This window comes from Pelomonas margarita (assembly GCF_043555875.1).
Taxonomy (GTDB): Bacteria; Pseudomonadota; Gammaproteobacteria; order Burkholderiales; family Burkholderiaceae_C; genus Pelomonas; species Pelomonas margarita.
In genome coordinates this window covers 107,992-128,146 of sequence record NZ_JBIGHW010000009.1, presented here as the reverse complement: position 1 = coordinate 128,146, position 20,155 = coordinate 107,992, and the positions used below count along the sequence as shown (strand labels likewise).

The window sequence follows — 20,155 nt, the reverse complement described above, 5'->3', positions numbered from 1 at the left end:
GAGAGTTTAGTGAACCCCGATCAGCAGGCCCTTCCCGGGCGGTGGGCGGGTGGCCGTCCGGCTGCCCGCGGCGGCTTCAGCGACCTCCTGCCGGGGCAACAAAACTTCACCTGCGGACACACGGACCGGGGAATGGCCCGATAGCTTGGGCGCCTTCGCAACACGCCACGCGCACCCCATACCCATGCCCATGCCATCGCACTTGCCATCGCCCCTGTCCGACACCCTGATCGACCCGACACGCCGCCGGCTGGCGCTGTCCGCCCCCCTGGCCCTGGTGCTGGGCGCCTGCGGCGGTGGCGGTGGCGGCAGCAGCAGCTCCAGCGACACCGGCAGCACCAGCGGCGGCAGTTCGGGCGGCAGCACTGGCGGCACGACGGCCGGCACGGTCTTGGGCACCGATGCCAGCGGGGCCGACGTGGCGCCGCCCACCACCACGCTGGTGGGCGCCTGGCGCCTGGAGACCGGCGCCAACGCCATCGACACGGCCGCCGCGCTGACCCACCACCGTCTGGCCGTTGCGCTGGGCACGGGCGCCGTGAGCAGTGGCTCGGCCAGCCTGGTGGTTGGCGCCACCGTGGCGGGGCGCACCGAGGTCAGCCTGGCGGGCAGCACCGTGGTCGTGTTGCAGGCCGAAGCGTTGGGCCTGACCGTCACGTCCACGCTGCCCGCCACGGCGCGGCTGGAGCTGGCTCTCAGCGGCAGCGGGACGCAGACCGTCACCGTGCACAGCGAGCAGGACTACCGGCTGGCGCTGGAGGGCGTGACGCTGGCCAGCACCGACGGGCCGGCGCTGAACCTGCAGTCCCGTCAGCGCGCCTTCGTCGTGCTGACGGGCAGCAACACGCTCAGCGACAGCAGCACCTACACCGCGCGCACCGGGCCCGATGGCAGCGCGATGGATCTGAAAGCCGCCCTGTTTGCCGAGGGGCCGCTGCTGCTGTCGGGCACCGGCAGCCTGGCCATCACGTCGGCCGCCAAGCATGGCCTGGCCAGCGACGCGCATGTGCGCCTGTCCAGCGGCACGCTGAACGTGCAGGCCGTCAAGAAGGACGGCGTGCGCGCCAACCACGCCTTCGTCATGGACGGCGGCAGCCTCACCGTGACGACGCCTGCCGGCAAGGGCATCAAGGTCGAGGGCAAGGAGGACGCGACGGCCGCCGTCGGCTTCATCGCCATCAACGCCGGCACGCTGGTCATCACCAGCCATGACAAGGCCATCACCGCGTCGTGGGAAGGCGCCGAGGACGGCAGCACCAGCGCCACCACGGACGACCCCGATCCGCGTGTCACCATCAACGGCGGCACGCTCACCATCACCACCACGGGCACGCCCTTCGAGGACACCAACCTCACCGACGGCGACAGCTCGCTGTCGCCCGAGGGCATCGAGGGCAAGTCCAGCGTCACCATCAACGGCGGCACGCTGGTGATCAACACCACGGACGACGCCATCAACGCCGGCAAGGCCATCGTCATCAACGGCGGCCGCATCCTGGCGCGCGCCAGCCGCAACGATGCCATCGACAGCAACGGCACGCTCACCCTCAACGGCGGCCTCGTCATCGCCGACGGAGCCAGCGGCGCCGAGGGCGGGCTGGACTGCGACAACAACACCTTCACCGTGACCGGCGGCACCTTCATCGGGCTGGGCGGCCGCAACAGCAGCGTGACCGCCAGCGCCGCCACGCAGAACTGCGTGACGCTGCGCACCGTGCCGGCGGGGCTGCTGGTGCTGCGTGATGCCAACGGCAAGCCGGCCTTCGCGTTCACGATGCCGCGCGCCGCCAGCGCCGTCGTGCTGAGCAGCCCGCTGCTGCAGACCGGCATCAGCCTCACGCCGGTCAGCGGGGGCACGCTGGCTGCCGGTGGCGCCGAGTTCAACGCGCTGGTGCAGAACGCCGGCACGCACAGCGGCGGCGCGGCGCTGGCCAGCGCCGTCACGATCGCAGCGCGCGTGACGGCCTTCTGAGCGGCCCCGCAAACGACAACTGCCGCCGGCCCGGTGCGGGCGCGGCGGCAGCGTCGAATTCAGCCGGGAACGTTCAGCGCGAGCCGGGGGCGGGGCCGCGGTTGGCCAGGTGGCGGAACGTGATGCGACCCTTGCTCAGGTCGTAGGGCGACATTTCCAGCGACACGTTGTCGCCGGCCAGGATGCGGATGTGGTGCTTGCGCATCTTGCCGCCGGTGTAGGCGATGACCTTGTGGCCATTCGTCAGCGTCACGCGGAAGCGCGAGTCCGGCAGGATTTCGTCGACGACGCCGTGCATTTCGATCAGTTCTTCTTTGGCCAAGTCAGTGGGCTCCGTAGGCGCGGGCGCGGCACGGGGCCACGCAGGATCTTTGGCAATGCCCGGTCCGGTGCGGCGGGCGGCCGTGCCGGGGACATTGGACGGGCTCCGCCTGGCGGCTGCCGGGCGGGACAGAAACACTCAAGAGCTTCAGCAGAGTTGCTGCGGCGAGCCGCTCAGGAGTCGGGCCAGGGGATGACCGGTGCGGCTGCTGGGAAGACCCCGGGGGTCTTGCGCGAATCTATGGCCGGATTGTACCGGCCACCCCCGCGATCCGTCCGGCCCGGCGCGCGCAAGCCCCGCGAACCCGGGAAGATCGCGCGAAATCGGGCGGGCCTGCGGGCCTTCTGCGCCAGCAGCTTCTCGATCTCGGCCAGGAACAGCGGGTAGCCGGCGGTCTCGAAGGGCGGGGCCGCCTTGGCCAGCACGGTGTGCATGCCGTGGCCCCGCTCGTGGGCGAAGGTGCTGAGGCTGTAGAAGCTGCCCTGGTGGTTCAGGAGCACCAGCGGCGTCAGGCCGTACACGCCGCTCTGGTAGGCGCCGGAGGACTTGCCTAGCGAGCGCAGCAGCGACTGGCGCTCCGGATTGCGGGCGTTGCGGTTGTCGGTGGAGGCCATGGCGCTGTCGCGGCTGTAGTGCTGGTGCCAGCAGCGCGGCGAGCAGGGGCGGGCGGGTCGTCATGGGTGGGCGATGCGCAACGGGTTGAACACCCGGCAGCCTAGCCTCCCGCCTCAGCGGGGCTGTGGGTCACGCCCGCCGCTGCTCGGCCTTGCGGCACACTCCCGCGCAATCGCGCACGCCCGGCAGCTCGCCCACGAGCCAGATCGGTCGGCCGACAGGGAGGATTCCATGACTGACAAGCTCGGCCTGTTGCTGGCCGATGGCCCGCCCGCGACCCTGCTGTCGCACAGCCACGAGCTCTGGTGGCGCGAGGACGCGCAGGGTTGCCTTCGCGAGGTGTCGGCCTCGGTGCTGCCGCTGTGCGGCTGGCCCGCCGAGGCGCTGCTGGGCCAGCCCGTGAGCCGGCTGCTGGAGGCCGGGCGCTACGCCGGTGATGCCGGTGGCCGCGCGCTGCTGCTGGCGCGTGAACGGCCGCCGCGCTGGGTGGCGCTCCACACGAGCCCGCTGGTGGATGCGCTGGGCCGGCCAGACGGGCGCTGGGTGCTGGCCCGCGACCTCACCGAGCAACTGCGCCTGGAGGCGCGTCTGCAGCACAGCGAGCGGCGCTACCTGGAGCTGGGCGAGACCGCCAGCGAGGGCGTGGCCGTGGTGCAGGACTGGTGCTTCAAGTTCGTCAACCGCCACCTGTGCGAGTTCGTGGGCTTCCCCGAGGAAGCGCTGCTGGGCCGCCCCTTCCTGGACTTCATCCTCGAGGACGACCACGAGCTGCTCGAGAGCAACCACCGCAAGCGGCTGCAGGGCGTGCCCATGCCTATGCGCTACGAGTACCGCGTCAAGACGCGGGAGCGCGGCGTGCGCTGGCTGGAGATGGGCGGCTCGCTGATCGACTGGCAGGGTCGCCCGGCCACCATCAACTACATCAACTACATCAACGACGTGACCTCCCGCAAGGAGCTGGAGGCGCAGGTGCGCCAGCTGGCCTTCGTGGACGCACTGACCGGCCTGCCCAACCGCCGGCTGCTGGACGACCGGCTGCGCATGGCCGTCAACCAGAGGCCGCGCACCGGCCTGCATGGCGCGGTGCTGTTCGTGGACCTGGACCACTTCAAGCCGCTGAACGACACCCACGGCCATGCCGCCGGCGACCAGCTGCTGGTGACGGTGGCGCAGCGCCTGCAGGCGGCGGTGCGGGTGTCGGACTCGGTGGTGCGCCTGGGCGGCGACGAGTTCGTCGTGATGCTGACGCCACTGCCGGCCGAACCCGAGCTGGCCAGGCACCAGGCCGAGAGCGTGGCGGCCAAGCTGCGCGAGCGCCTGGCCCAGACCTATGTCCTGCGGCTGCCCGGCGGGCCGGGCGGCGAGCGCTGCATCGAGCATCCCGGCTCGGCCAGCATCGGTGTGGCGGTGTTCGGCCCGCAGGACGACAGCCCCGAGGCCGTGCTGCAGCGGGCCGACCAGGCCATGTACCGCGCCAAGGCCGCGCGCTGAGCACCACGCCTTCCGGCAGCCGCAGGGTCATCTCCGGGTCGCGGCCCGGCGCATGGGTGCAGGCGCGGTAGCACGGCTTCGCACGCCGCATGGCCTGCGGCCGGCGATGTCCGGAACTCACGGATTCCGCACCCGGCCGGGCCGTTGTCACGCCTCGCCGGGCTGCGGGCCGTCGTAGCCCTCCACGATCACCACGTCCGCTTCGGCGGCCGGGCGGCGCAGCGCGATCTGGGCGGCGTACTCCGGCGAGCGGTAGCAGGCCAGCGCCACCTCGTAGCTTGGGAACTCGATCACCACGTTGCGGCCGCGGCTGCTGCCCTCGGGGTTCTCGAACTGCCCTGCGCGCACCAGGAAGCGCCCGCCGAACTTCGCGAACACCGCGTTGTTACGCTGCGCATAGCGCTTGTAGGTCTCGGCGTCGGAGACATCGACGCGGGCAATCCAGTAGGCCTTGGGCATGGTGGGTTCTTGGGCGGGCAGTGGGGGCGGCACGCAGTGTGGCGGATCCAGGCACAGGCGCGTCTCAAAGGACTTCTGCGGCCGCCCTCGGCAATCTCACCGTGAAGCAGCTTCCCCCGCCCTCGGCCGGGGTGACGCTGATGCTGCCGCCGTGCACCTCCACGATGCGGCGCGCCAGCGCCAGGCCCAGGCCCGAGCCTTCGTAGCGGCGCCGGGTGTGCAGGCGCTGGAAGGGCTTGAACAGGCGGCTGACGGCGTCGGCGCTGATGCCGATGCCGTGGTCGCGCACCTGCAGCACGCGCAGCGGGCCGTCGTCGAAGGCGCTGAACGCCACCTGTGGCGCCTCGCCGGCATCCACGAACTTCAGCGCGTTGCTCAGCAGGTTCTGCAGCAGCATCTGCAGCATGGCGGCGTGGCCGTGCACGTGGCCCAGCGGCGCGCTGGTGATGTGGGCGCCGCTGTTGGCGACCTGCTGCGCGAGCGCGTCGCGGGCAGACTGCAGCGCCTGGTCCAGGTCGACCCGGCCCATCGTGGGCGCCTCGTGCTGCTGCAGCCGGGCAAAGGCCAGCATGTCGTCCAGCAGGCTGCGCATGCGCTCGGTGCCGCGCAGCATCAGCGCGAGGTGCTGGCGGGCCGCGTCGTCCAGCGGCTGGGCTTCCTCGCGCAGCAGGCTGCCGAAGCCGGCGATGGTGTTGAGCGGCTCGCGCAGGTCATGGGCCGCGAAGTGCACGAACTGCTCCAGCCCGTCGTTGGCGCGCCGCAGCGCGTCGCTGTGCTGGGCCAGGCGCTGCTGGCTGCGCCGCAGCTCGTGCAGGGTGGCAGCCAGTAGATGCCCGGGCAGCAGTGCGGCGGCGATGGCGACGTAAATGAAGACCTGCTGCCAGGCCGCGCTGAGCGGCGGTGCGGGCAGCAGGCCGCTGCCCAGCGCGGCGGCCAGCGTGATGGAGACGGCCAGCGTCAGCAGGTAGGTGCCGGCCAGCGGCAGGACGACGGCGGCCGTGATCAGCGGCAGCGTGGTGAACACCATCGGGTAGTGCAGGTAGGCCGCCGCCAGCAGCGTGGCGCCGATGGCGGCGCACAGCAGCGCCCAGGCCAGTGCGTTGCCTGCCAGTCGCCGCACGGCCTGCGGCCCTTCGCCGGCCATCAGCAGCGCGAGCGGCAGCGCAGACAGAACGCCGATGGTGCTGCCCTCCAGCCACGGCAGCCACAGCCCGGTGAGGCCCTGGCCGATGAGCGGGCCCACGGTCAGCAGCGCCAACGTCGCACTGACAAGCGGCGCCGCCAGCGCCGCCAGCAGCAGTGCCCAGCCCAGCGTGGCGGCCGACACGATGCCGCTGCGGTGCAGCCCCGCGCGCCGCAGCGCCGCCGCAGCCAGGCTGATCTCGGCCAGGTTGGCCGGCGTGAAGGACAGTGCCATCAGCAGCTGGTCGCCCCACAGCGCATTGGCGGTCGCGATGGCCAGCGTGACGGCGAGCAGCAGCGCCGGCCAGTCGCGCCGGGGCCGGTGTGCGAGCGCGGCGACGGCCAGTGCATTGGCATACCAGATGGACGCCACACTGCCCGGCTGGCGCGACAGTTCCAGCGACAGCACGGCTGCGGCGATGTAGGCGAGGGCCAGCCCGAGCGCGGTGGGCACCAGCGGCTGCTGTGCCAGCCAGGAGGCTGCAGGGGCGGGCGGCGGGGGCGTGCTGGGGACCGTCATGGCGGGGTGGGGGGCTCGGTCACGCGGCTACGGCGCCGCTGGTGCCGGCGCCACAGCACCCAGGCCAGCAGCAGCCCGGCCGCGCCCAGCCACGCGGCCGCCCAGCCCACCAGCCGGTGCCACGGCGGCTGCATCAGCGCGCTGCCATGCAGCGGGCCCATCCAGCGCTGCTGGATCTCGTTGCGGGCCTGCAGCGGCAGGGCGGCAATCGCGGCGTCCAGCCGCTGCACGAGGTCGGCCCGCGCCTTGGGCACGGCCAGGCTGAGCGCATAGTCAAAGCCGATGGGGCCGGCCGCGCCGAGCTTGTCCAGCCCGTGGCGCTGGGTGATGAAGGCGGCGCTGGCGGCGTCTACCACGGCGGCGTCGAAGCGCCCCTCGCGCACGCCGCGCAGCGCCTGCACGTCGTCGGGCACGGGCGCCCAGCGCACCTGCGGGAAGCGCTCGCGCGCGAAGCCCTCCACGGCATAACCCGCGCCCACGGCCACCGGCCGGCCGGTCAACCCGAGCAGGCGGGTCTGGCCGTCGGCGCCCGGCAGCACGGCGCCGGCCCCGGCGCGCACCACCAGGATGGCCGGCACGGTCACATACGGCCGCGTGAATGCGAGGTACTCGGCCCGCTCCGGCGTGGGGCGCAGGGACGACACCAGATCGGCCCCGCCCGTCCGCAGCAACGCCAGCTGCTCGGCCAGCGGCGCGGGCGGCAGCGTCTGCAGCCGCAGCCCGGCCGTGGGCGCCAGGCGTGCGAGCAGGTCGACCGACAGGCCCTGCACGCGGCCCTGCTCGTCGGCGAAGACGAAGGGGCCGTAGTCGCGCTCGGGGGCGAAGCGCACGGCCAATGGCTCGCTGCCGGTAGCGCTGGCCGGCGGCGCCAGGGCCACCAGCAGCGCCAGCGCAGCCGCCTGCCGGGCCCGGCAGCGGGCCGTCATGCTTCGGCCAGCCGTGGTGGCTGGCCCAGGTGCTGGGCCTGGGGCAGCGTCAGCGGCTTGACGAGGTAGTCCTTCACCACCGGGTGCGCCAGGGCGCGCTGGCGCTCGGTGTCCAGCGGCGAGCTGCTGAGCACGACGATCTCCGTCCCGCCGCGCACGGCGGCGGGCAGGCGCTCGAAGGCGGCTATGAACTCGAAGCCGTCCATGCCCGGCATGTTGAGATCCAGCAGCACGAGGGCGATGCGCCCGGGCGCCTGCGTGAGGGCGCTCAGCCCCTCGGGGCCGCACTCGCACTCCTGCACCGCCCAGGGCAGGCCCGTGCGGCCGAGCACGATGCGCGTGTACAGGCGATCGAACTCGCTGTCATCGACGAGCAGGACGGGGATGGTCATCACCTGTCGGTCCGGGAGCGCTGACGCGTTGACTGAGTGTAGTCAGCGTTGGCGGCGCGTTGGGCATCGGCGTCAGCTCGCCCGCCGGCCCCGCTTCAGTCGCCCGCGCCGGTGGCCGAGCCTTGTGCCTCGGCGGCCTGGTCGATCATCAGCCGTGCCATCAGCCGTGCCATCAGCCGTGCCATCAGCAGGGCCACCAGCGTCTCCACGGCGGGGGCGTCGCTCAGCAGCTCCACGAGGTGGCGGTTGCGCAGCGTCAGCCACTTGCCCTGGGCCGTGGCCAGCAGCTGGCCGCGGTGCTCCAGGCGGAACGACATGTCGATGAAGTTGCCGGTGAGCGTGGCGCCGTCGAACGGCCCGCCCTCCACCACCAGCGTGCGCCGCAGCATGAACACGCGCTGGCACAGCGTGAAGCTGCCCAGCGGCGAGCTGATGTCCCACCGTGGCGCCCAGCTCAGCAGGCGCCGCCGCATCACCGTCTCGGCCCCGCCTGCGGCCGTCAGCACCCACAGCTCGCGGAACCAGGCGAAGCGCCAGGTGCAGTCGTACAACTCCACCGGCTCGCTGCCGTCGCCGCGCTCCTCGCGGATCTTGAAGCGCTCCTTCAGGGACAGGAGTTGGGTGGCGATGCTGAGGTGGCGGGGCATGGGGCTGAGTGGCGTGGCCGCCGTCGTCGTTGCGGTGAGAGGTCGGATTGAAGGTTCGCCCTCAACTTGCCGGCGAAAAATGACAGCATATGTGCTATCTTTTTGCGATGCCGGTCATCGTCGTCGACACCAATGTTCTGGTCGCCGTGCTGATGCCGGGCGGCGCCAGCGCGCGGGCGGTCCTCAGGGCCTGCCTGACGGGCTGCTACCAGGCCGTGCTGGGGCCGGCGTTGCTGGCGGAGTACGAAGACGTGCTGGCGCGCGAGTCCCTGTTTGAACGCTCGGCATTGAATGCCGGTGAACGCGGCGATGTGCTCGATGGCTTCCTGGGCCGCTGCCGCTGGGTCGAGGTGTTCTACGCCTGGCGGCCCAATCTGCCCGACGAGGCCGACAACCACCTCATCGAGTTGGCCGTTGCCGCGCAAGCCGATGTGATCGTCACGCGCAACCTGCGCGACCTGTCGCGCGGCGAGTTGAAGTTTCCCGGGCTCCAAGTCCTGACGCCCGAGCAATGCCTGGAGGTGTTTCCATGTCCACCCTGACCATCCGCCTGCCTGACGACAAGCACGAGCGGCTCAAGGCCCTGGCGCGTGCCAATGCCATCAGTGTCAACAAGCTGGTGGACGAACTGGCGACCGTGGCGCTGGCGAACTACGACGCGCGGGTGAGGTTTGAAACCCGGGCCGCACGCGGCAAGCCGGAGCGGGCGCTGGCGCTCTTGGACAAGCTGGATCGGGCCGGTTGAGGCTGGCTAATGGCCGCCGGCAGGAGTAGGCGCGGTCAGGGGTGCAGGGCGTCTTGCGAGACTTGACGCGATGACATCGAGCGCGTCCGCTTGGATTTCAAGTTGGGGGTTCAGATTTGAGCCTTGACCCCGAGCCCCCAGATCGAGCCATGCGCCGGCAGCCACAAGACCTGTGCGAGCCACGCCGGCTTGCGATGAGTGGACGTGCTGGGGAACAGACGGTTTTCTGGGGCGGTGAAGGCCGCCAGGGGTGGCGAGCTCGACGCTTCAAACGCCGAGTTCAAGGCCTTGATCCTGATGGGCGACTGGTGCGCTGCGGCGCAACCAATACTTCGAGAACCAAGTGCGCCGTGAGTTCGACAACGGGGAATGCAGTCTTGAAGGAGAAAGGGTGCGCTCTTGCGGTGCAGGGGCGTGTGTTTGCCACTTGACGGGGTCGGCTAATGGGTGCCCCCCCGTACCAGGCCGTGACCCCGTACCATAAATGCCGACAACTTATCGACAGCAGGTGCCTGCAACCTGCTGAGTAGCTTCCAAGTTGGCCCACGTGGCACACGAATGCAAACCAGGGGGAAATGATGATCTTGACGGACGGAAAACTGCGCGTGCGGCTGCGGCTTCACAGCGAGGAGGGCATCAATCTGGCGGAGCTGGGCGTGCTGCTGACCAGCATCAACCGAACATTGAACCAATGGGCAGGGTACCCGCCAGCCACCGCGTCCAAAGAACCTTCTGGCGTCGAAGCGCGGGTCGAGTTCGTGCAGAACGGTTCGGTAATCATTGACACCCTGGTGGAGTTCTTCGACGCACAGGTCGCCCAGCCCGGCTTCCTGCAGAACATGCTGGCAAGCGCCAGCTACGAGTTGACGGGCAAGCTGGCATCGGGCATTCGGCGGGCGTTATCTCGCACCAAGCCTCCAAAATCGAACCCTGTGAGGACAGAGCCCTTCATGCCTGAACTCCCATCCGTGCAGGGGATAAGCGGCATCCAGCACGAGACGATTGCCACCCGTCCCCCCGAATCCCCTGAAGGAACGAAAACCATCGTCGTGGAAGTCTCGATGCACGGATCTCACGCGGTCCAGACCGTCGCCGTGAGCGCCGTGGTGCCGGTGGACGTTCATCGGGTCGCGATCGACTTGAAGTCCAGTTGATCGCTTTGCTGGTCTGGCAGCCCGCCACGGTCGTGGTCGGTTATGTTGTGTCGGGTGATCCTGTTGGATGCGCCGCAGGACAAGCGGCGAGACGATCTGGTTGTCATCGCCAATTCCGTGCGCGACCTGGATGACCTCGTGCAGTTGTTTCTGCAGCGGCTGGCGCCGTTGAAGCACGGGCAACGTCAGGCGCTCGACCAACTCGCCGAGGGCCAGAAAAAATTCGCGGGCACCCATTAGCCGCCCCGTCAAGTGGCAAACACACGCAGGGCTCGGTGTCAGGTCTCAAATCGCAAGCCCCTCCAACTGGCCCGCCCGCCGCAGTCGTCGATACAGCGTGTTCCTGCTGACGCCGAGCCGCCGCGCCGCCTCCGCCACATTGCCATCCACCGCCGCCAGCGTCTCCCGGATGCTGGCGTCTGCCTGCTCCCGCAGGTCGCCGGCACCGGCAGGCCGCACACCGGCGACAGGGGCCGCGCTGCCTGACCCCGCCAGCCTCTCCCGCAGGTCATCGCCCAGCTGCGCCAGCGTCAGCATGTCCTCGCCGTCCTCCAGCAGCGCCACCCCCGTTCTCACCACATTCGCCAGCTGCCGCACATTGCCTGGCCAGCGGTAGCGGCTGAACAGGGCCATCACCTCGTCATCCACCCGCAGCGCTCGCGCCGGTGCCTCGGCCTGCAGCAGCTTGGCCACCAGCGCCGGCAGGTCGCTGCGCTCGCGCAGCGGTGGCAGCGTCAGCGTCAGGCCGTTGAGCCGGTAGTACAGGTCTTCGCGGAAGCGGCCCGCTGCGACCTCGTCGGCCAGCCGGCGGTGGCTGGCGCAGAGGAGGCGGAAGTCCACCGCCACCGCCGTGCCGCCGCCCAGGGGCGTCACTTCCCGCGCCTCCAGCACGCGCAGCAGCCGGGCCTGCAGGGCGAGCGGCATGTCGCCGATCTCGTCCAGGAACAGCGTGCCGCCGTGGGCCTCGCGGATGCGGCCGGGCGCACCCTGGCGGCTGGCGCCGGTGAAGGCGCCGGGGCGGTAGCCGAAGAGCTCGGCTTCGATCAGCGTCTCGGGCAGCGCGGCGCAGTTGACGGCGACGAATGGCTGGCTGTGGCGGGCGCTGCTGGCGTGCAGCGAGCGGGCCAGCACGTCCTTGCCGGTGCCGGTGTCGCCGTGCAGCAGCAGCGGGATGGCGGGCTTGTCGAGCACGCGGCGGGCGCGGGCGAGCGTGGCGCGGAAGGCGGCGTCGCCGGTGTCCAGCGCGGCCAGCGCGTCGGCGGGTTTGGGCGGAGTGGGCGGCGTGTCGGGGGCTGCGCGCGTGACGGCCGGCGTCGACAGCGCCACGGTGTGGCGCAGCGTGAGGCCGCGCTCCACGCGCAGCCACAGCGGGGCGCTGCCGCCGCCGCGCGGCAGCAGGCGCGGCGCGGCGCCCTGGGCCAGCAGGGCGCGCACGTCCAGCCCCAGTGCGCGCTCCACGGTGGCGGCGCCGATGTCGCGGCGTGCCAGGCCCAGCAGTTCCAGCGCGGCGGTGTTGGCGCCGGTCACCCAGCCGTCCTCGCTGACGGCAAGCAGGCCTTCGGTGACGCTGCCCAGGCCCTCGGCTTGGGTGTGCAGGCGCAGGTGCAGGCCGGCGGCGTGGCGGGCGGTGAAGAGCTGGTGCTCGATCATGCGGGCGCCGCTGCGCGCCAGCGCCAGCGTGTGGCGGTGGTAGCCGCGGCGGTCGCCGGAGATGTCCAGCACGCCGAGCAGCTGGCCGGTGGGGTCGGCGATGGGGGCGGCGGCACAGGTCAGGAAGCCGTTGCGCGACAGGTAGTGCTCGCCGGCATGCACGACGAGCGGCTGGCCCTCGGCCAGCGCGGTGCCGATGGCGTTGGTGCCGCGCCATTGCTCGCTCCACACGGCGCCGGGCCGCAGCGCGACGCGGGCGGCGCGGTCGGCAAAGGGCGCGTCGCCGCTGGCGTGTAGCAGCAGGCCGTGGGCGTCGGCCAGCAGCACGAGGCTGTCGCTGCCCTGCACCTGGTCGTGCAGGAAGGCCATCACGGGCCGGGCGTGGGCCATCAGCGTGTGGCGATGCTCCAGCGCACGGGCCAGCTGGGCGGCGCTGGCGTGGGGCGCGCCTTGCGGGCGGCCTTCGGGGGCGAGGCCGTAGTGGTCGCGGCAGCGGGCCCAGCTGGCCTGCAGCGGGCCGGCGATCAGGCCGCTGGCAACGGTGCCGGTGTCCAGCCATTGGCGGCGGGCCTGGCGGATGCGGTCGGGCGGCGTGGGTGCCTCGGATGCGGGCATGGGGTGTCTCCAGTGCGGCGCCTCGGGAGGGCGCTCTGCGTGTCGGGCCAGCATGCCCGGCGAGCCGGACGCTAGCCTGACGCCGTGCGGCGTCAAGCGTTTGTGCCGCAATGGCGCACTGTGCCAGGGCAGGTGTGCCATTTCGTGACAGTCCGGCCGCTGGCGGCCCCGGGTTTGCGCCGCGTCAAGCCAGCGATGGCGCAAGCGGCGTTGGCACGGGCTTTGCGCTGAAAGGGGCAGCCCGGCCAACACGAGCCGTGCCCTTTTCATCGGAGACAAGCCCCATGACCGTTTACGCCGCACCCGGCCAAGCCGGCGCCAAGATCGCCTACAAGCCCCGTTACGACAACTTCATCGGTGGCAAGTTCCAGCCGCCCGTGGAGGGCCAGTACTTCGACGTGATCTCGCCGATCAACGGCAAGGTCTACACCCAGGCTGCGCGCTCGGGCGCCGCGGACATCGAGCGGGCGCTGGACGCCGCCCACGCAGCCGCCGCCGGCTGGGCCGCCGTGCCGCCGGCCGAGCGCGCCAACATCCTGCTGAAGATTGCCGACCGCCTGGAAGCCAACCTGGAGCTGCTGGCCTACGCCGAGACCGTGGACAACGGCAAGCCCATCCGCGAGACGCTGAATGCCGACATCCCGCTGGCGGTGGACCACTTCCGCTACTTCGCTGGTTGCGTGCGGGCGCAGGAGGGCGCGCTTAGCGAGATCGACCACCACACCATCGCTTATCACTTTCACGAGCCGCTGGGCGTCGTGGGCCAGATCATTCCGTGGAACTTCCCCATCCTGATGGCGGCCTGGAAGCTGGCGCCAGCGCTGGGCGCCGGCAACTGCGTGGTGCTCAAGCCCGCCGAGAGCACGCCCATCAGCCTGCTGATCCTGACCGAACTGATCGCCGACCTGCTGCCGCCGGGCGTGCTGAACATCGTCAACGGCTTCGGCCGAGAGGCCGGCATGCCGCTGGCCAACAGCAAGCGCATCGCCAAGATCGCGTTCACGGGCAGCACGGCCACCGGCAAGGTCATCGCGCAGGCGGCGGCCAGCAACCTGATCCCGGCGACGCTGGAGCTGGGCGGCAAGAGCCCCAACCTGTTCTTCGACGACGTGATGGCAGAGGACGACGCCTTCCTCGACAAGGCCATCGAGGGCCTGGTGCTGTTCGCGTTCAATCAGGGCGAGGTCTGCACCTGCCCCAGCCGCGCGCTGATCCAGGAAAGCATCTTCGACAAGTTCATGGACCGCGCCCTCAAGCGCGTTGCGGCCATCAAGCAGGGCAACCCGCTGGACACCGACACCATGATGGGCGCGCAGGCCTCGGCCCTGCAGATGGACAAGATCGAGACCTACCTGGCGCTGGGCAAGGAAGAGGGCGCCAAGGTGCTGGCCGGCGGCAGCCGCGCGCAGCTGGGCGGCGACTTGGCGGGCGGCTACTACATCCAGCCGACGCTGTTCCAGGGCCACAACCAGATGCGCATCTTCCGCGAGGAGATCTTCGGCCCGGTGCTGGCGGTGACGACCTTCAAGACCGAGGCCGAGGCGCTGACCATCGCCAACGACACGCCCTATGGCCTGGGGGCCGGCGTGTGGACGCGCGACGGCAGCCGCGCCTACCGCCTGGGCCGCGCCATCCAGGCCGGCCGCGTGTGGACCAACTGCTACCACGCCTACCCGGCTCATGCCGCGTTTGGCGGCTACAAGGAATCGGGCATCGGCCGCGAGACCCACAAGGCCATGCTCGACCACTACCAGCAGACCAAGAACCTGCTGGTGAGCTACAGCCCGAACGCTTTGGGCTTCTTCTGATCGCTACCCGCGATCAGCAGGCAGGGGGCGGCTACAGCCGCCCCTTTTCCCTTGGCCCCGTCCCGAGCCTATGCCCATCAGCCCGACGATTCCCCGTGTGCAGGCCAGCGCGGCGGCGCTGCAACTCATTGCCGAGCTGCGCGCCGCGCATGGTGACATCCTGTTCTACCAGTCGCACGGCTGCTGCCTGGGCAGCGCGCCGCTGTGCTTCACGGTGCAGGAGCTGCGCCTCAGCGAGAGCGACCGCCGCCTGGGCGAGGCCGGCGGCGTGCCGGTATACGCCAGCGTGTCGCAGTGCGACTACCTGGCCGGCCTGCAGATGACGCTGGACGTGGCGCCAGGCGACAGCGGCAGCTTCGGGCTGGAGGACGGCTCGGGCCAGCACTTCGTCGCCCGGCTGCGGCTGTGGACGGACGACGAGGTCGCGCGGCTGGCACCCATGGCGCCGGTGGTGGCGGGCTGAGCGTCACAGCACCCGCTGCGCCACCGCCGTGTAGACCGGGATGCCCACCAGGATGTTGAGCGGGAAGGTCAGCCCCAGCGACATGCCGAAGTACAGCGCCGGCCGTGCCTCGGGGATGGCGATGCGCACCACCGCCGGCACGGCGATGTAGGACGCACTGGCGGCCAGCACCATCAGCAGCACGCCGTTGCCTACCGACAGGCCGCAGGCCGAGGCCAGTGCCAGCGCCAGTGCCGCATGCACCGGCGGCGCGATCAGTGCATAGGCCAGCAGCCTGGGCGACTCGCCGCGCAGCGAGCCGACGTTGCGCGCGGCCAGCAGGCCCATGTCCAGCAGGAAGAAGGCGAGCATCCCCTTGAACAGGTCGCCGGTGAAGGGCTGCATCGCGGCCTCGCCCGCAGCGCCGGTGATCAGGCCCACGGCCATGGCGCCGATCAGCAGCAGCTGCGCGCCATCGGTCAGCGACTCATGCAGCACGGCCTTGAGGCTGTGCGAATGCGCCGTGCTGCCCTCGCGCTGGCGGGCCAGGTTGGCGAGCACCACGGCCATGATGATGGCGGGCGACTCCATCAGCGCCATGGCTGCCGCCATGTGGCCGCCGTAGGCGATGCCCTGGTTGCCCAGGTACTGCGTGGCGGTGATGAAGGTGACCGCGCTGACCGAGCCGTAGGTGGCTGCGATGGCCGCGGCGTCGAAGCGCGACACCAGCCGCTTCAGCAGCAGATAGCCCACGGCAGGCACCACGACGGCCAACAGCAGCGCGCAGCCCAGGCTGACGGCCACCTCGGCCGTGAGGCCCGACTTGGCGAGGGCGAAGCCGCCCTTCAGGCCCAGCGCCATCAGCAGGTACAGCGACAGGAAGCGCGCGATGGGCTGGGGGATCTCGAGGTTGGATTTGACGGCGCCGGCCAGCAGGCCGAAGACGAAGAACAGGATGGCGGGATCGAGGAAGTTCTGCATGACGGGGCGCGATGATGCGCAGGCCAGCGCTTCTGCACAATTGATGGATGTCAATGCAATTCATCGGAGACGACAATGCATGAAGCACCGCCCCCGGGGCTGGAGAAGGCCTGGCGGTCCAACTGGCCGCAGCTGCGCAGCCTGGAGGCCACGGTGCGCCTGGGCGGCGTGGGCCGCGCGGCGCGGGCGCTACACCTGGCGCAGCCCACGGTGTCCACGCAGCTCAAGGAGCTGGCGGCCAGCCTGGGCCTGGTGCTGTTCGAGCCGCAAGGCCGAGGCCTGGCGCCCACGGCGGTGGCCGCGCAGCTGGCCGAGGCGGTACGCGACATGGCGGCGCGCTGGCAGCGCTTCGAGGAAGACGCCGCCGCGCTGCAGGGCCTGCGCCAGGGGCGGCTGCGCATTGCGGCCGTCACGACGACCGAATACTTCCTGCCCGACCTGCTGGGCCCGTTTGCCCGCGCCTACCCGGGCATCCGCATCGAGCTGGCGGTGGAGAACCGCGACGCGGTCGTGGCGCGGCTGGAGCGCGGCGACGACGAGCTGGCTGCCATGATGCGGCCGCCCGCGCACCTGCCGCTGGCGCGCTGGCCCTTCCTGGAGAACCCGCTGGTGTTCATCGCCGCGCAGGATCACCCGCTGGCCGCGCGCCGCCGGCTGCGGCTGCAGGACCTGGCGGGCGAGCCGCTGCTGGTGCGCGAGACCGGCTCCGGTACGCGGGCCGTGCTGGAGGAGGCGCTGGCCGAGCACGGCATGGCCTGGCCGCCGCGCATGGCGCTGGGCAGCAACGAGGCCGTCAAGCACGCGGTGCGCGCCGGGCTGGGGCTTGCGCTGCTGTCGCGCCACACGCTGGCGGCCGACCCGGCCAGCGAGGGGCTGGTGGTGCTGCCGGTGGCGGGTTTTCCGCTGCGCCGGCAGTGGGTGCTGGTGTGGCGGCAGGACCGCGCGCTGTCGCTGCCGGCCCGCACGCTGCTGGACGACCTGCGCCAGCGTCTGGGCGTGCGGGCGCGGCCGACCTGAGCGCGCCTCAGCGCTGGCCGGTGCAGTTGGCGTAGAAGCTGGTGGTGGCCGGCCAGTCCGAGAACACGCCCAGCACGCCCACCTGCTCGGCCAGCACGTCCAGCACGCGGTAGACGTCGCCCTCGCGCTTGATGGCGCTGTCGAATGTCTGGAAGTAGAAGCTGTTGCCGCCGTCGGCCAGGATGCCGCTGCGCTCCAGCGTCCAGGTGATGATGTCCAGGCCGGCGGCGCGGGCGTCGCGGGCGTACTGCGAGGGCAGCAGGTTGCCGCTGGTGTCGGCCGTCAGCAGCGCGAACAGCGGCGGCGCGACGATGCGGATGCCCTGCGCGCGGTAGGCCCGCAGCTGCTGGGCAGTGGGCAGGTCGGCCACGGTGTTGGCGTCGTCCAGGTAGACGGCTTGGCGTCCGTAGGCGGGCTCGTTGTTGACCCAGTACAGGACGTCGTTGATGTCGAAGCTCTGCGGCCACAGGTCGCGCGGCGGCACGCCGGCAGCCTTGTGCTCGTCGAGCATCTTCTGCGCGTAGGCGGCCTGGCTGAAGCCTTCGAAGGGCATGGGCACGCTGGGCGACTTGAGCTCCGGCGTCATCTTCACGCCCAGCTGCTTGAACAGCGCGATGGCCTCCTTCAGCGTCAGTAGCGTGCCACTGGTAGGGCCGGCCTGCAGGTCAGTGCGCCAGTTGGCGGTGCCGGCCATGTACTCGGCCACGCTGCGGGCGCGCGGGTTGAAGGCGTCCATCTTGCCGCGCAGGGTCTTGAACTCGGCTAGCGTCAGTTCCGACGTGCGGCACTCGGCGGCGGCGGGCGCCACCAGCGTGCCGGCGGCGTCGAACACGGCCGGCGTGAAGGGCTTGATGCACGTGGCCGCCAGCGGCGTAGCCAGGATGTTGGTGGTGGTGTGCAGGTCGTTCTGCGCGTGGCGGCAGACCAGGGCCTTGTCCTTGGTGAAGGTCACGTCGCACTCGACGATGCCGGCGCCGCTGCGCGCGGCCGCCACATAGCTCTCGCGCGTGTGCTCGGGGTACTGCAGCGGCGCGCCGCGGTGGCCGATGGAGAACAGCGTGGGCTTGAACTCGTCACGCCGCGCGGCGCACTGCTGCAGCCGGCGCTTGAGCGGGCTGTCGGCCATGTCGTCGGCCAGGAAGAAAGGGCGCGGGCCCAACTGCACGCTGCCCACGCCGCCGGTGCGGCGGTCGTGCTCGGCGTCGTGGGCGCTGGCCGGCAGCGCGGCGGCGGCCAGCGTCAGCAAGGCCAGGTGGGCGAGGATGCGGCGCATGGGTGTCTCCGTGGAAGGGGGTGACGGCACGCTAGGCCGCCGCGATGAAGGCGGCATGACAGGCGGGCCATGAGGCTGCGAGTTAGGGGGGCGCGCGCCGGCCTCCCCCGCGCTGTGGATGTGCGCCGCGAGGCCGGCGGGTAGAACCCGCGCCAGCCATCCCACAGGAGAGCCACCATGCCCCAGTTCACCCTCGGCACCCGCTCGCTGGCCGAGCTCAAGGGCGTCCACGCCGACCTGGTGGCGGTCGTCAAACGCGCCATCCAGCTGACGGTGCAGGACTTCTCGGTGCACGACGGCATCCGCACCGTGGCCGAGCAGCAGCAGCTGATCGCGGCCGGCGCCTCGCAGACCATGGACTCGCGCCACCTCACCGGCCACGCGGTGGACCTGGTGCCCTATGTGAACGGCAAGCTGCGCTGGGAGTGGGACCCGATCTACGTGATTGCCGATGCGGTGCGCATGGCGGCGCGCGAGAAGGGCATCCCGCTGCGCTGGGGCGGTGCCTGGGACGTGGATTTCACCGCCTCCGACGACACGCCCGAGGACCTGGTGGCCGCCTACGTGGCGCGGCGCAAGAAGCAGGGGCTTCGCGCCTTCATCGACGGCCCGCACTACGAGCTGCCCAAGGCCTTCTACCCCTGATCAGGGCGCGGCGTAGGCGCCGTTGCGCAGCGTGTCGGCGATGCCCTTGCGGTTCTGCGCCAGCGCCACCATCGAGAAATGGATGTGGCCGCTGCCTGGCGACAGCCGGCGGATGCTGTCGATCTGGCCGGTGATCTCGCTGGCCGGCCAGCTCTGCGGCGTGTCGTTGATGCGGCTGGTGAACAGGCCCGGGTGGATGGGGCGGGCCAGTGGGTTCAGCGCGCGCCAGGTCTGTAGCAGCACGTCGAAGGCCTGGGCCGTCTGCGCACGCGGCCAGTAGAGCTGCGGGGCGAGGTAGTCCAGCCAGCCCTCGCGCAGCCACAGCTCCACGTCGGCATAGAGCTTGTCGTACTGGCTGAAGCCGGCGATGCCCGGCGGCCGTGCGGCCGGCTTGGGCAGGCCGAAGGGGCTGATGCCCACGCGCGTGCCGGGCCGCACCTCGTGCGCCAGCGCGTACAGGCGCTGCACCAGGCGGTTGACGTTGTCGCGCCGCCAGTCGCGCCGCGCCAGCGTGCCGCCCTGCGCCAGGTAGGTCTGCCAGCTGGGCTCGTCGGGGAAGTCGACTTCCTGCTTGGTGGCGGGGTCAGTGACGGGGTAGGGGTAGAAGTAGTCGTCGATGTGCACGCCGTCCACGGCGTAGCGGCTTAAGCAGTCGCGCACGACGGCCAGCGTGTGCTCGGCGGCGGCGGGCTCACCGGGGTCCATCCAGAGCTGGTCGCCATAGCGCTTTACCCAGGCCGGGCGGCTGCGGCTGACGTGGTTCTCGGCGGCAGCCGAGCGGCCGGCGTTCTGCCGCGCGCGGTAGGGGTTGAACCAGGCGTGCAGCTCCAGCCCGCGCGCCTTGGCCTCGGTCAGCCAGACGGCCAGCGGGTCGTAGCCCGGGTGGCGGCCCTGGGTGCCGGTGAGGTACTCGCTCCACGGTTCCAGCGCGGACTCGTACAGCGCGTCCGCGCTCGTGCGCACCTGCAGGATGAGCGCGTTCAGCCCCGTGCGCTGCGCGGCGTCGCACAGCGCGCGGATCTCGGCCTGCTGGGCCTCGGCGCTTAGGCCGGGCTTGCTGGGCCAGTCGATGTTGGCCACGGTGGCCACCCAGGCGGCCCGCCACTCGCGTGGCGGCGCGGGCGGCAGCGCGGGTGCAGCCGTGGGGGACGGGTCTTGCACGGGCAGTGGCGCGCCCAGTGCGGCCTCGCCGGGGGAGGGGGGCGAGGGCGGGGCCGGCGGGAGCAGCGGCGCCGGGGAGCTGGCGCAGCCGCCCAGCACGGGCAGGCTGGCCAGGCTGAGGAGGTGTCGGCGTTTCAT

Annotated in this window: 21 protein-coding genes; 10 read left to right on the top strand and 11 right to left on the bottom strand. The window is 71.3% G+C overall.

Annotation, left to right across the window (positions count from 1 at the left end; translation table 11 throughout):
• The first annotated feature begins 190 nt into the window (after positions 1-190).
• Positions 191-1,972, top strand: coding sequence for a carbohydrate-binding domain-containing protein (locus ACG0Z3_RS16600; RefSeq protein WP_394399412.1), 1,782 nt, complete (start codon positions 191-193; stop codon positions 1,970-1,972).
• A 73-nt stretch (positions 1,973-2,045) separates the two neighbouring features.
• On the opposite strand, the gene infA is transcribed toward ACG0Z3_RS16600, so the two are convergent.
• Together infA and ACG0Z3_RS16590 are read right to left on the bottom strand one after the other, a co-directional pair.
• Complete coding sequence (infA, locus tag ACG0Z3_RS16595) at positions 2,046-2,294, bottom strand: translation initiation factor IF-1 (RefSeq protein WP_394399410.1); 249 nt, start codon at positions 2,292-2,294, stop codon at positions 2,046-2,048.
• Positions 2,295-2,467: 173 nt separating this feature from the next.
• Complete coding sequence (locus ACG0Z3_RS16590) at positions 2,468-2,908, bottom strand: M3 family metallopeptidase (RefSeq protein WP_394399408.1); 441 nt, start codon at positions 2,906-2,908, stop codon at positions 2,468-2,470.
• Between the two features lie 232 nt (positions 2,909-3,140).
• On the opposite strand from ACG0Z3_RS16590, the gene ACG0Z3_RS16585 reads away from it, so the two are divergent.
• A complete protein-coding gene (locus tag ACG0Z3_RS16585; RefSeq protein ID WP_394399405.1) occupies positions 3,141-4,400 on the top strand; it encodes a diguanylate cyclase domain-containing protein in 1,260 nt (419 codons plus the stop codon).
• Between the two features lie 147 nt (positions 4,401-4,547).
• Here the strand turns inward: ACG0Z3_RS16585 and ACG0Z3_RS16580 are convergent, their stop codons facing one another.
• The 5 genes from ACG0Z3_RS16580 to ACG0Z3_RS16560 all read right to left on the bottom strand — a co-directional run bounded on the left by ACG0Z3_RS16580 (position 4,548) and on the right by ACG0Z3_RS16560 (position 8,526).
• Positions 4,548-4,859, bottom strand: coding sequence for a DUF1330 domain-containing protein (locus tag ACG0Z3_RS16580; protein ID WP_394399401.1), 312 nt, complete (start codon positions 4,857-4,859; stop codon positions 4,548-4,550).
• Between the two features lie 64 nt (positions 4,860-4,923).
• A complete protein-coding gene (locus ACG0Z3_RS16575; RefSeq protein ID WP_394399399.1) occupies positions 4,924-6,561 on the bottom strand; it encodes a sensor histidine kinase in 1,638 nt (545 codons plus the stop codon).
• On the bottom strand, positions 6,558-7,487 hold the full coding sequence (locus ACG0Z3_RS16570) for a transporter substrate-binding domain-containing protein (RefSeq protein ID WP_394399397.1): 930 nt from the start codon (positions 7,485-7,487) through the stop codon (positions 6,558-6,560). Before ACG0Z3_RS16570 ends, ACG0Z3_RS16575 begins: the two co-directional genes overlap by 4 nt.
• On the bottom strand, positions 7,484-7,879 hold the full coding sequence (locus ACG0Z3_RS16565; protein WP_394399395.1) for a response regulator: 396 nt from the start codon (positions 7,877-7,879) through the stop codon (positions 7,484-7,486). Before ACG0Z3_RS16565 ends, ACG0Z3_RS16570 begins: the two co-directional genes overlap by 4 nt.
• Before the next feature lie 95 nt (positions 7,880-7,974).
• On the bottom strand, positions 7,975-8,526 hold the full coding sequence (locus tag ACG0Z3_RS16560) for an LURP-one-related/scramblase family protein (RefSeq protein WP_394399393.1): 552 nt from the start codon (positions 8,524-8,526) through the stop codon (positions 7,975-7,977).
• Between the two features lie 89 nt (positions 8,527-8,615).
• On the opposite strand from ACG0Z3_RS16560, the gene ACG0Z3_RS16555 reads away from it, so the two are divergent.
• The 4 genes from ACG0Z3_RS16555 to ACG0Z3_RS16540 all read left to right on the top strand — a co-directional run bounded on the left by ACG0Z3_RS16555 (position 8,616) and on the right by ACG0Z3_RS16540 (position 10,665).
• Positions 8,616-9,068, top strand: coding sequence for a PIN domain-containing protein (locus ACG0Z3_RS16555; protein ID WP_394399391.1), 453 nt, complete (start codon positions 8,616-8,618; stop codon positions 9,066-9,068).
• Positions 9,056-9,271 carry a toxin-antitoxin system HicB family antitoxin gene (locus tag ACG0Z3_RS16550; RefSeq protein ID WP_394399388.1) on the top strand — a complete coding sequence of 72 codons (216 nt, stop codon included), beginning with the start codon at positions 9,056-9,058 and terminating at the stop codon, positions 9,269-9,271. Before ACG0Z3_RS16555 ends, ACG0Z3_RS16550 begins: the two co-directional genes overlap by 13 nt.
• A 575-nt stretch (positions 9,272-9,846) precedes the next feature.
• Positions 9,847-10,425: a hypothetical protein gene (locus ACG0Z3_RS16545; protein ID WP_394399386.1), complete on the top strand. Its 579-nt coding sequence runs from the start codon at positions 9,847-9,849 to the stop codon at positions 10,423-10,425.
• 54 nt (positions 10,426-10,479) lie between these two features.
• A complete protein-coding gene (locus ACG0Z3_RS16540; RefSeq protein WP_394399384.1) occupies positions 10,480-10,665 on the top strand; it encodes a hypothetical protein in 186 nt (61 codons plus the stop codon).
• A gap of 45 nt (positions 10,666-10,710) precedes the next feature.
• Here the strand turns inward: ACG0Z3_RS16540 and ACG0Z3_RS16535 are convergent, their stop codons facing one another.
• Positions 10,711-12,690: a sigma-54-dependent Fis family transcriptional regulator gene (locus ACG0Z3_RS16535; protein WP_394399382.1), complete on the bottom strand. Its 1,980-nt coding sequence runs from the start codon at positions 12,688-12,690 to the stop codon at positions 10,711-10,713.
• Between the two features lie 284 nt (positions 12,691-12,974).
• Here ACG0Z3_RS16535 and exaC point away from each other — a divergent pair, with 284 nt between their 5' ends.
• Both exaC and ACG0Z3_RS16525 read left to right on the top strand, forming a co-directional pair.
• Positions 12,975-14,498, top strand: a complete 1,524-nt coding sequence (gene exaC / locus ACG0Z3_RS16530) for an acetaldehyde dehydrogenase ExaC (RefSeq protein WP_394399380.1) — start codon at positions 12,975-12,977, stop codon at positions 14,496-14,498.
• 70 nt (positions 14,499-14,568) lie between these two features.
• Positions 14,569-14,961 carry a DUF779 domain-containing protein gene (locus ACG0Z3_RS16525; RefSeq protein ID WP_394399378.1) on the top strand — a complete coding sequence of 131 codons (393 nt, stop codon included), beginning with the start codon at positions 14,569-14,571 and terminating at the stop codon, positions 14,959-14,961.
• 3 nt (positions 14,962-14,964) lie between these two features.
• Here the strand turns inward: ACG0Z3_RS16525 and ACG0Z3_RS16520 are convergent, their stop codons facing one another.
• On the bottom strand, positions 14,965-15,921 hold the full coding sequence (locus ACG0Z3_RS16520; protein ID WP_394399376.1) for a sodium-dependent bicarbonate transport family permease: 957 nt from the start codon (positions 15,919-15,921) through the stop codon (positions 14,965-14,967).
• Between the two features lie 75 nt (positions 15,922-15,996).
• On the opposite strand from ACG0Z3_RS16520, the gene ACG0Z3_RS16515 reads away from it, so the two are divergent.
• On the top strand, positions 15,997-16,938 hold the full coding sequence (locus ACG0Z3_RS16515) for a LysR family transcriptional regulator (protein WP_394399374.1): 942 nt from the start codon (positions 15,997-15,999) through the stop codon (positions 16,936-16,938).
• Between the two features lie 7 nt (positions 16,939-16,945).
• On the opposite strand, the gene ACG0Z3_RS16510 is transcribed toward ACG0Z3_RS16515, so the two are convergent.
• Positions 16,946-18,211, bottom strand: coding sequence for a glycerophosphodiester phosphodiesterase family protein (locus ACG0Z3_RS16510; RefSeq protein ID WP_394399372.1), 1,266 nt, complete (start codon positions 18,209-18,211; stop codon positions 16,946-16,948).
• Between the two features lie 177 nt (positions 18,212-18,388).
• On the opposite strand from ACG0Z3_RS16510, the gene ACG0Z3_RS16505 reads away from it, so the two are divergent.
• Positions 18,389-18,856 (top strand): M15 family metallopeptidase, encoded by a 468-nt coding sequence (locus tag ACG0Z3_RS16505; RefSeq protein WP_394399370.1) that lies wholly within the window; start codon positions 18,389-18,391, stop codon positions 18,854-18,856.
• Here ACG0Z3_RS16505 and ACG0Z3_RS16500 read toward each other — a convergent pair whose 3' ends face one another.
• Positions 18,857-20,155 carry a glycoside hydrolase family 10-like protein gene (locus ACG0Z3_RS16500; RefSeq protein WP_394399368.1) on the bottom strand — a complete coding sequence of 433 codons (1,299 nt, stop codon included), beginning with the start codon at positions 20,153-20,155 and terminating at the stop codon, positions 18,857-18,859. It lies immediately after the preceding gene.

Excerpts from the sequence above, each read along its gene's own strand:
- ACG0Z3_RS16600 (WP_394399412.1), top strand. The coding sequence starts at position 191 with ATGCCATCGCACTTGCCATCGCCCCTGTCCGACACCCTGATCGACCCG.
- ACG0Z3_RS16590 (WP_394399408.1), bottom strand. The coding sequence starts at position 2,908 with ATGGCCTCCACCGACAACCGCAACGCCCGCAATCCGGAGCGCCAGTCG.
- ACG0Z3_RS16585 (WP_394399405.1), top strand. The coding sequence starts at position 3,141 with ATGACTGACAAGCTCGGCCTGTTGCTGGCCGATGGCCCGCCCGCGACC.
- ACG0Z3_RS16580 (WP_394399401.1), bottom strand. The coding sequence starts at position 4,859 with ATGCCCAAGGCCTACTGGATTGCCCGCGTCGATGTCTCCGACGCCGAG.
- ACG0Z3_RS16575 (WP_394399399.1), bottom strand. The coding sequence starts at position 6,561 with ATGACGGTCCCCAGCACGCCCCCGCCGCCCGCCCCTGCAGCCTCCTGG.
- ACG0Z3_RS16570 (WP_394399397.1), bottom strand. The coding sequence starts at position 7,487 with ATGACGGCCCGCTGCCGGGCCCGGCAGGCGGCTGCGCTGGCGCTGCTG.
- ACG0Z3_RS16565 (WP_394399395.1), bottom strand. The coding sequence starts at position 7,879 with ATGACCATCCCCGTCCTGCTCGTCGATGACAGCGAGTTCGATCGCCTG.
- ACG0Z3_RS16560 (WP_394399393.1), bottom strand. The coding sequence starts at position 8,526 with ATGCCCCGCCACCTCAGCATCGCCACCCAACTCCTGTCCCTGAAGGAG.
- ACG0Z3_RS16555 (WP_394399391.1), top strand. The coding sequence starts at position 8,616 with ATGTGCTATCTTTTTGCGATGCCGGTCATCGTCGTCGACACCAATGTT.
- ACG0Z3_RS16550 (WP_394399388.1), top strand. The coding sequence starts at position 9,056 with ATGTCCACCCTGACCATCCGCCTGCCTGACGACAAGCACGAGCGGCTC.
- ACG0Z3_RS16545 (WP_394399386.1), top strand. The coding sequence starts at position 9,847 with ATGATGATCTTGACGGACGGAAAACTGCGCGTGCGGCTGCGGCTTCAC.
- ACG0Z3_RS16535 (WP_394399382.1), bottom strand. The coding sequence starts at position 12,690 with ATGCCCGCATCCGAGGCACCCACGCCGCCCGACCGCATCCGCCAGGCC.
- exaC (WP_394399380.1), top strand. The coding sequence starts at position 12,975 with ATGACCGTTTACGCCGCACCCGGCCAAGCCGGCGCCAAGATCGCCTAC.
- ACG0Z3_RS16525 (WP_394399378.1), top strand. The coding sequence starts at position 14,569 with ATGCCCATCAGCCCGACGATTCCCCGTGTGCAGGCCAGCGCGGCGGCG.
- ACG0Z3_RS16520 (WP_394399376.1), bottom strand. The coding sequence starts at position 15,921 with ATGCAGAACTTCCTCGATCCCGCCATCCTGTTCTTCGTCTTCGGCCTG.
- ACG0Z3_RS16515 (WP_394399374.1), top strand. The coding sequence starts at position 15,997 with ATGCATGAAGCACCGCCCCCGGGGCTGGAGAAGGCCTGGCGGTCCAAC.
- ACG0Z3_RS16510 (WP_394399372.1), bottom strand. The coding sequence starts at position 18,211 with ATGCGCCGCATCCTCGCCCACCTGGCCTTGCTGACGCTGGCCGCCGCC.
- ACG0Z3_RS16505 (WP_394399370.1), top strand. The coding sequence starts at position 18,389 with ATGCCCCAGTTCACCCTCGGCACCCGCTCGCTGGCCGAGCTCAAGGGC.
- ACG0Z3_RS16500 (WP_394399368.1), bottom strand. The coding sequence starts at position 20,155 with ATGAAACGCCGACACCTCCTCAGCCTGGCCAGCCTGCCCGTGCTGGGC.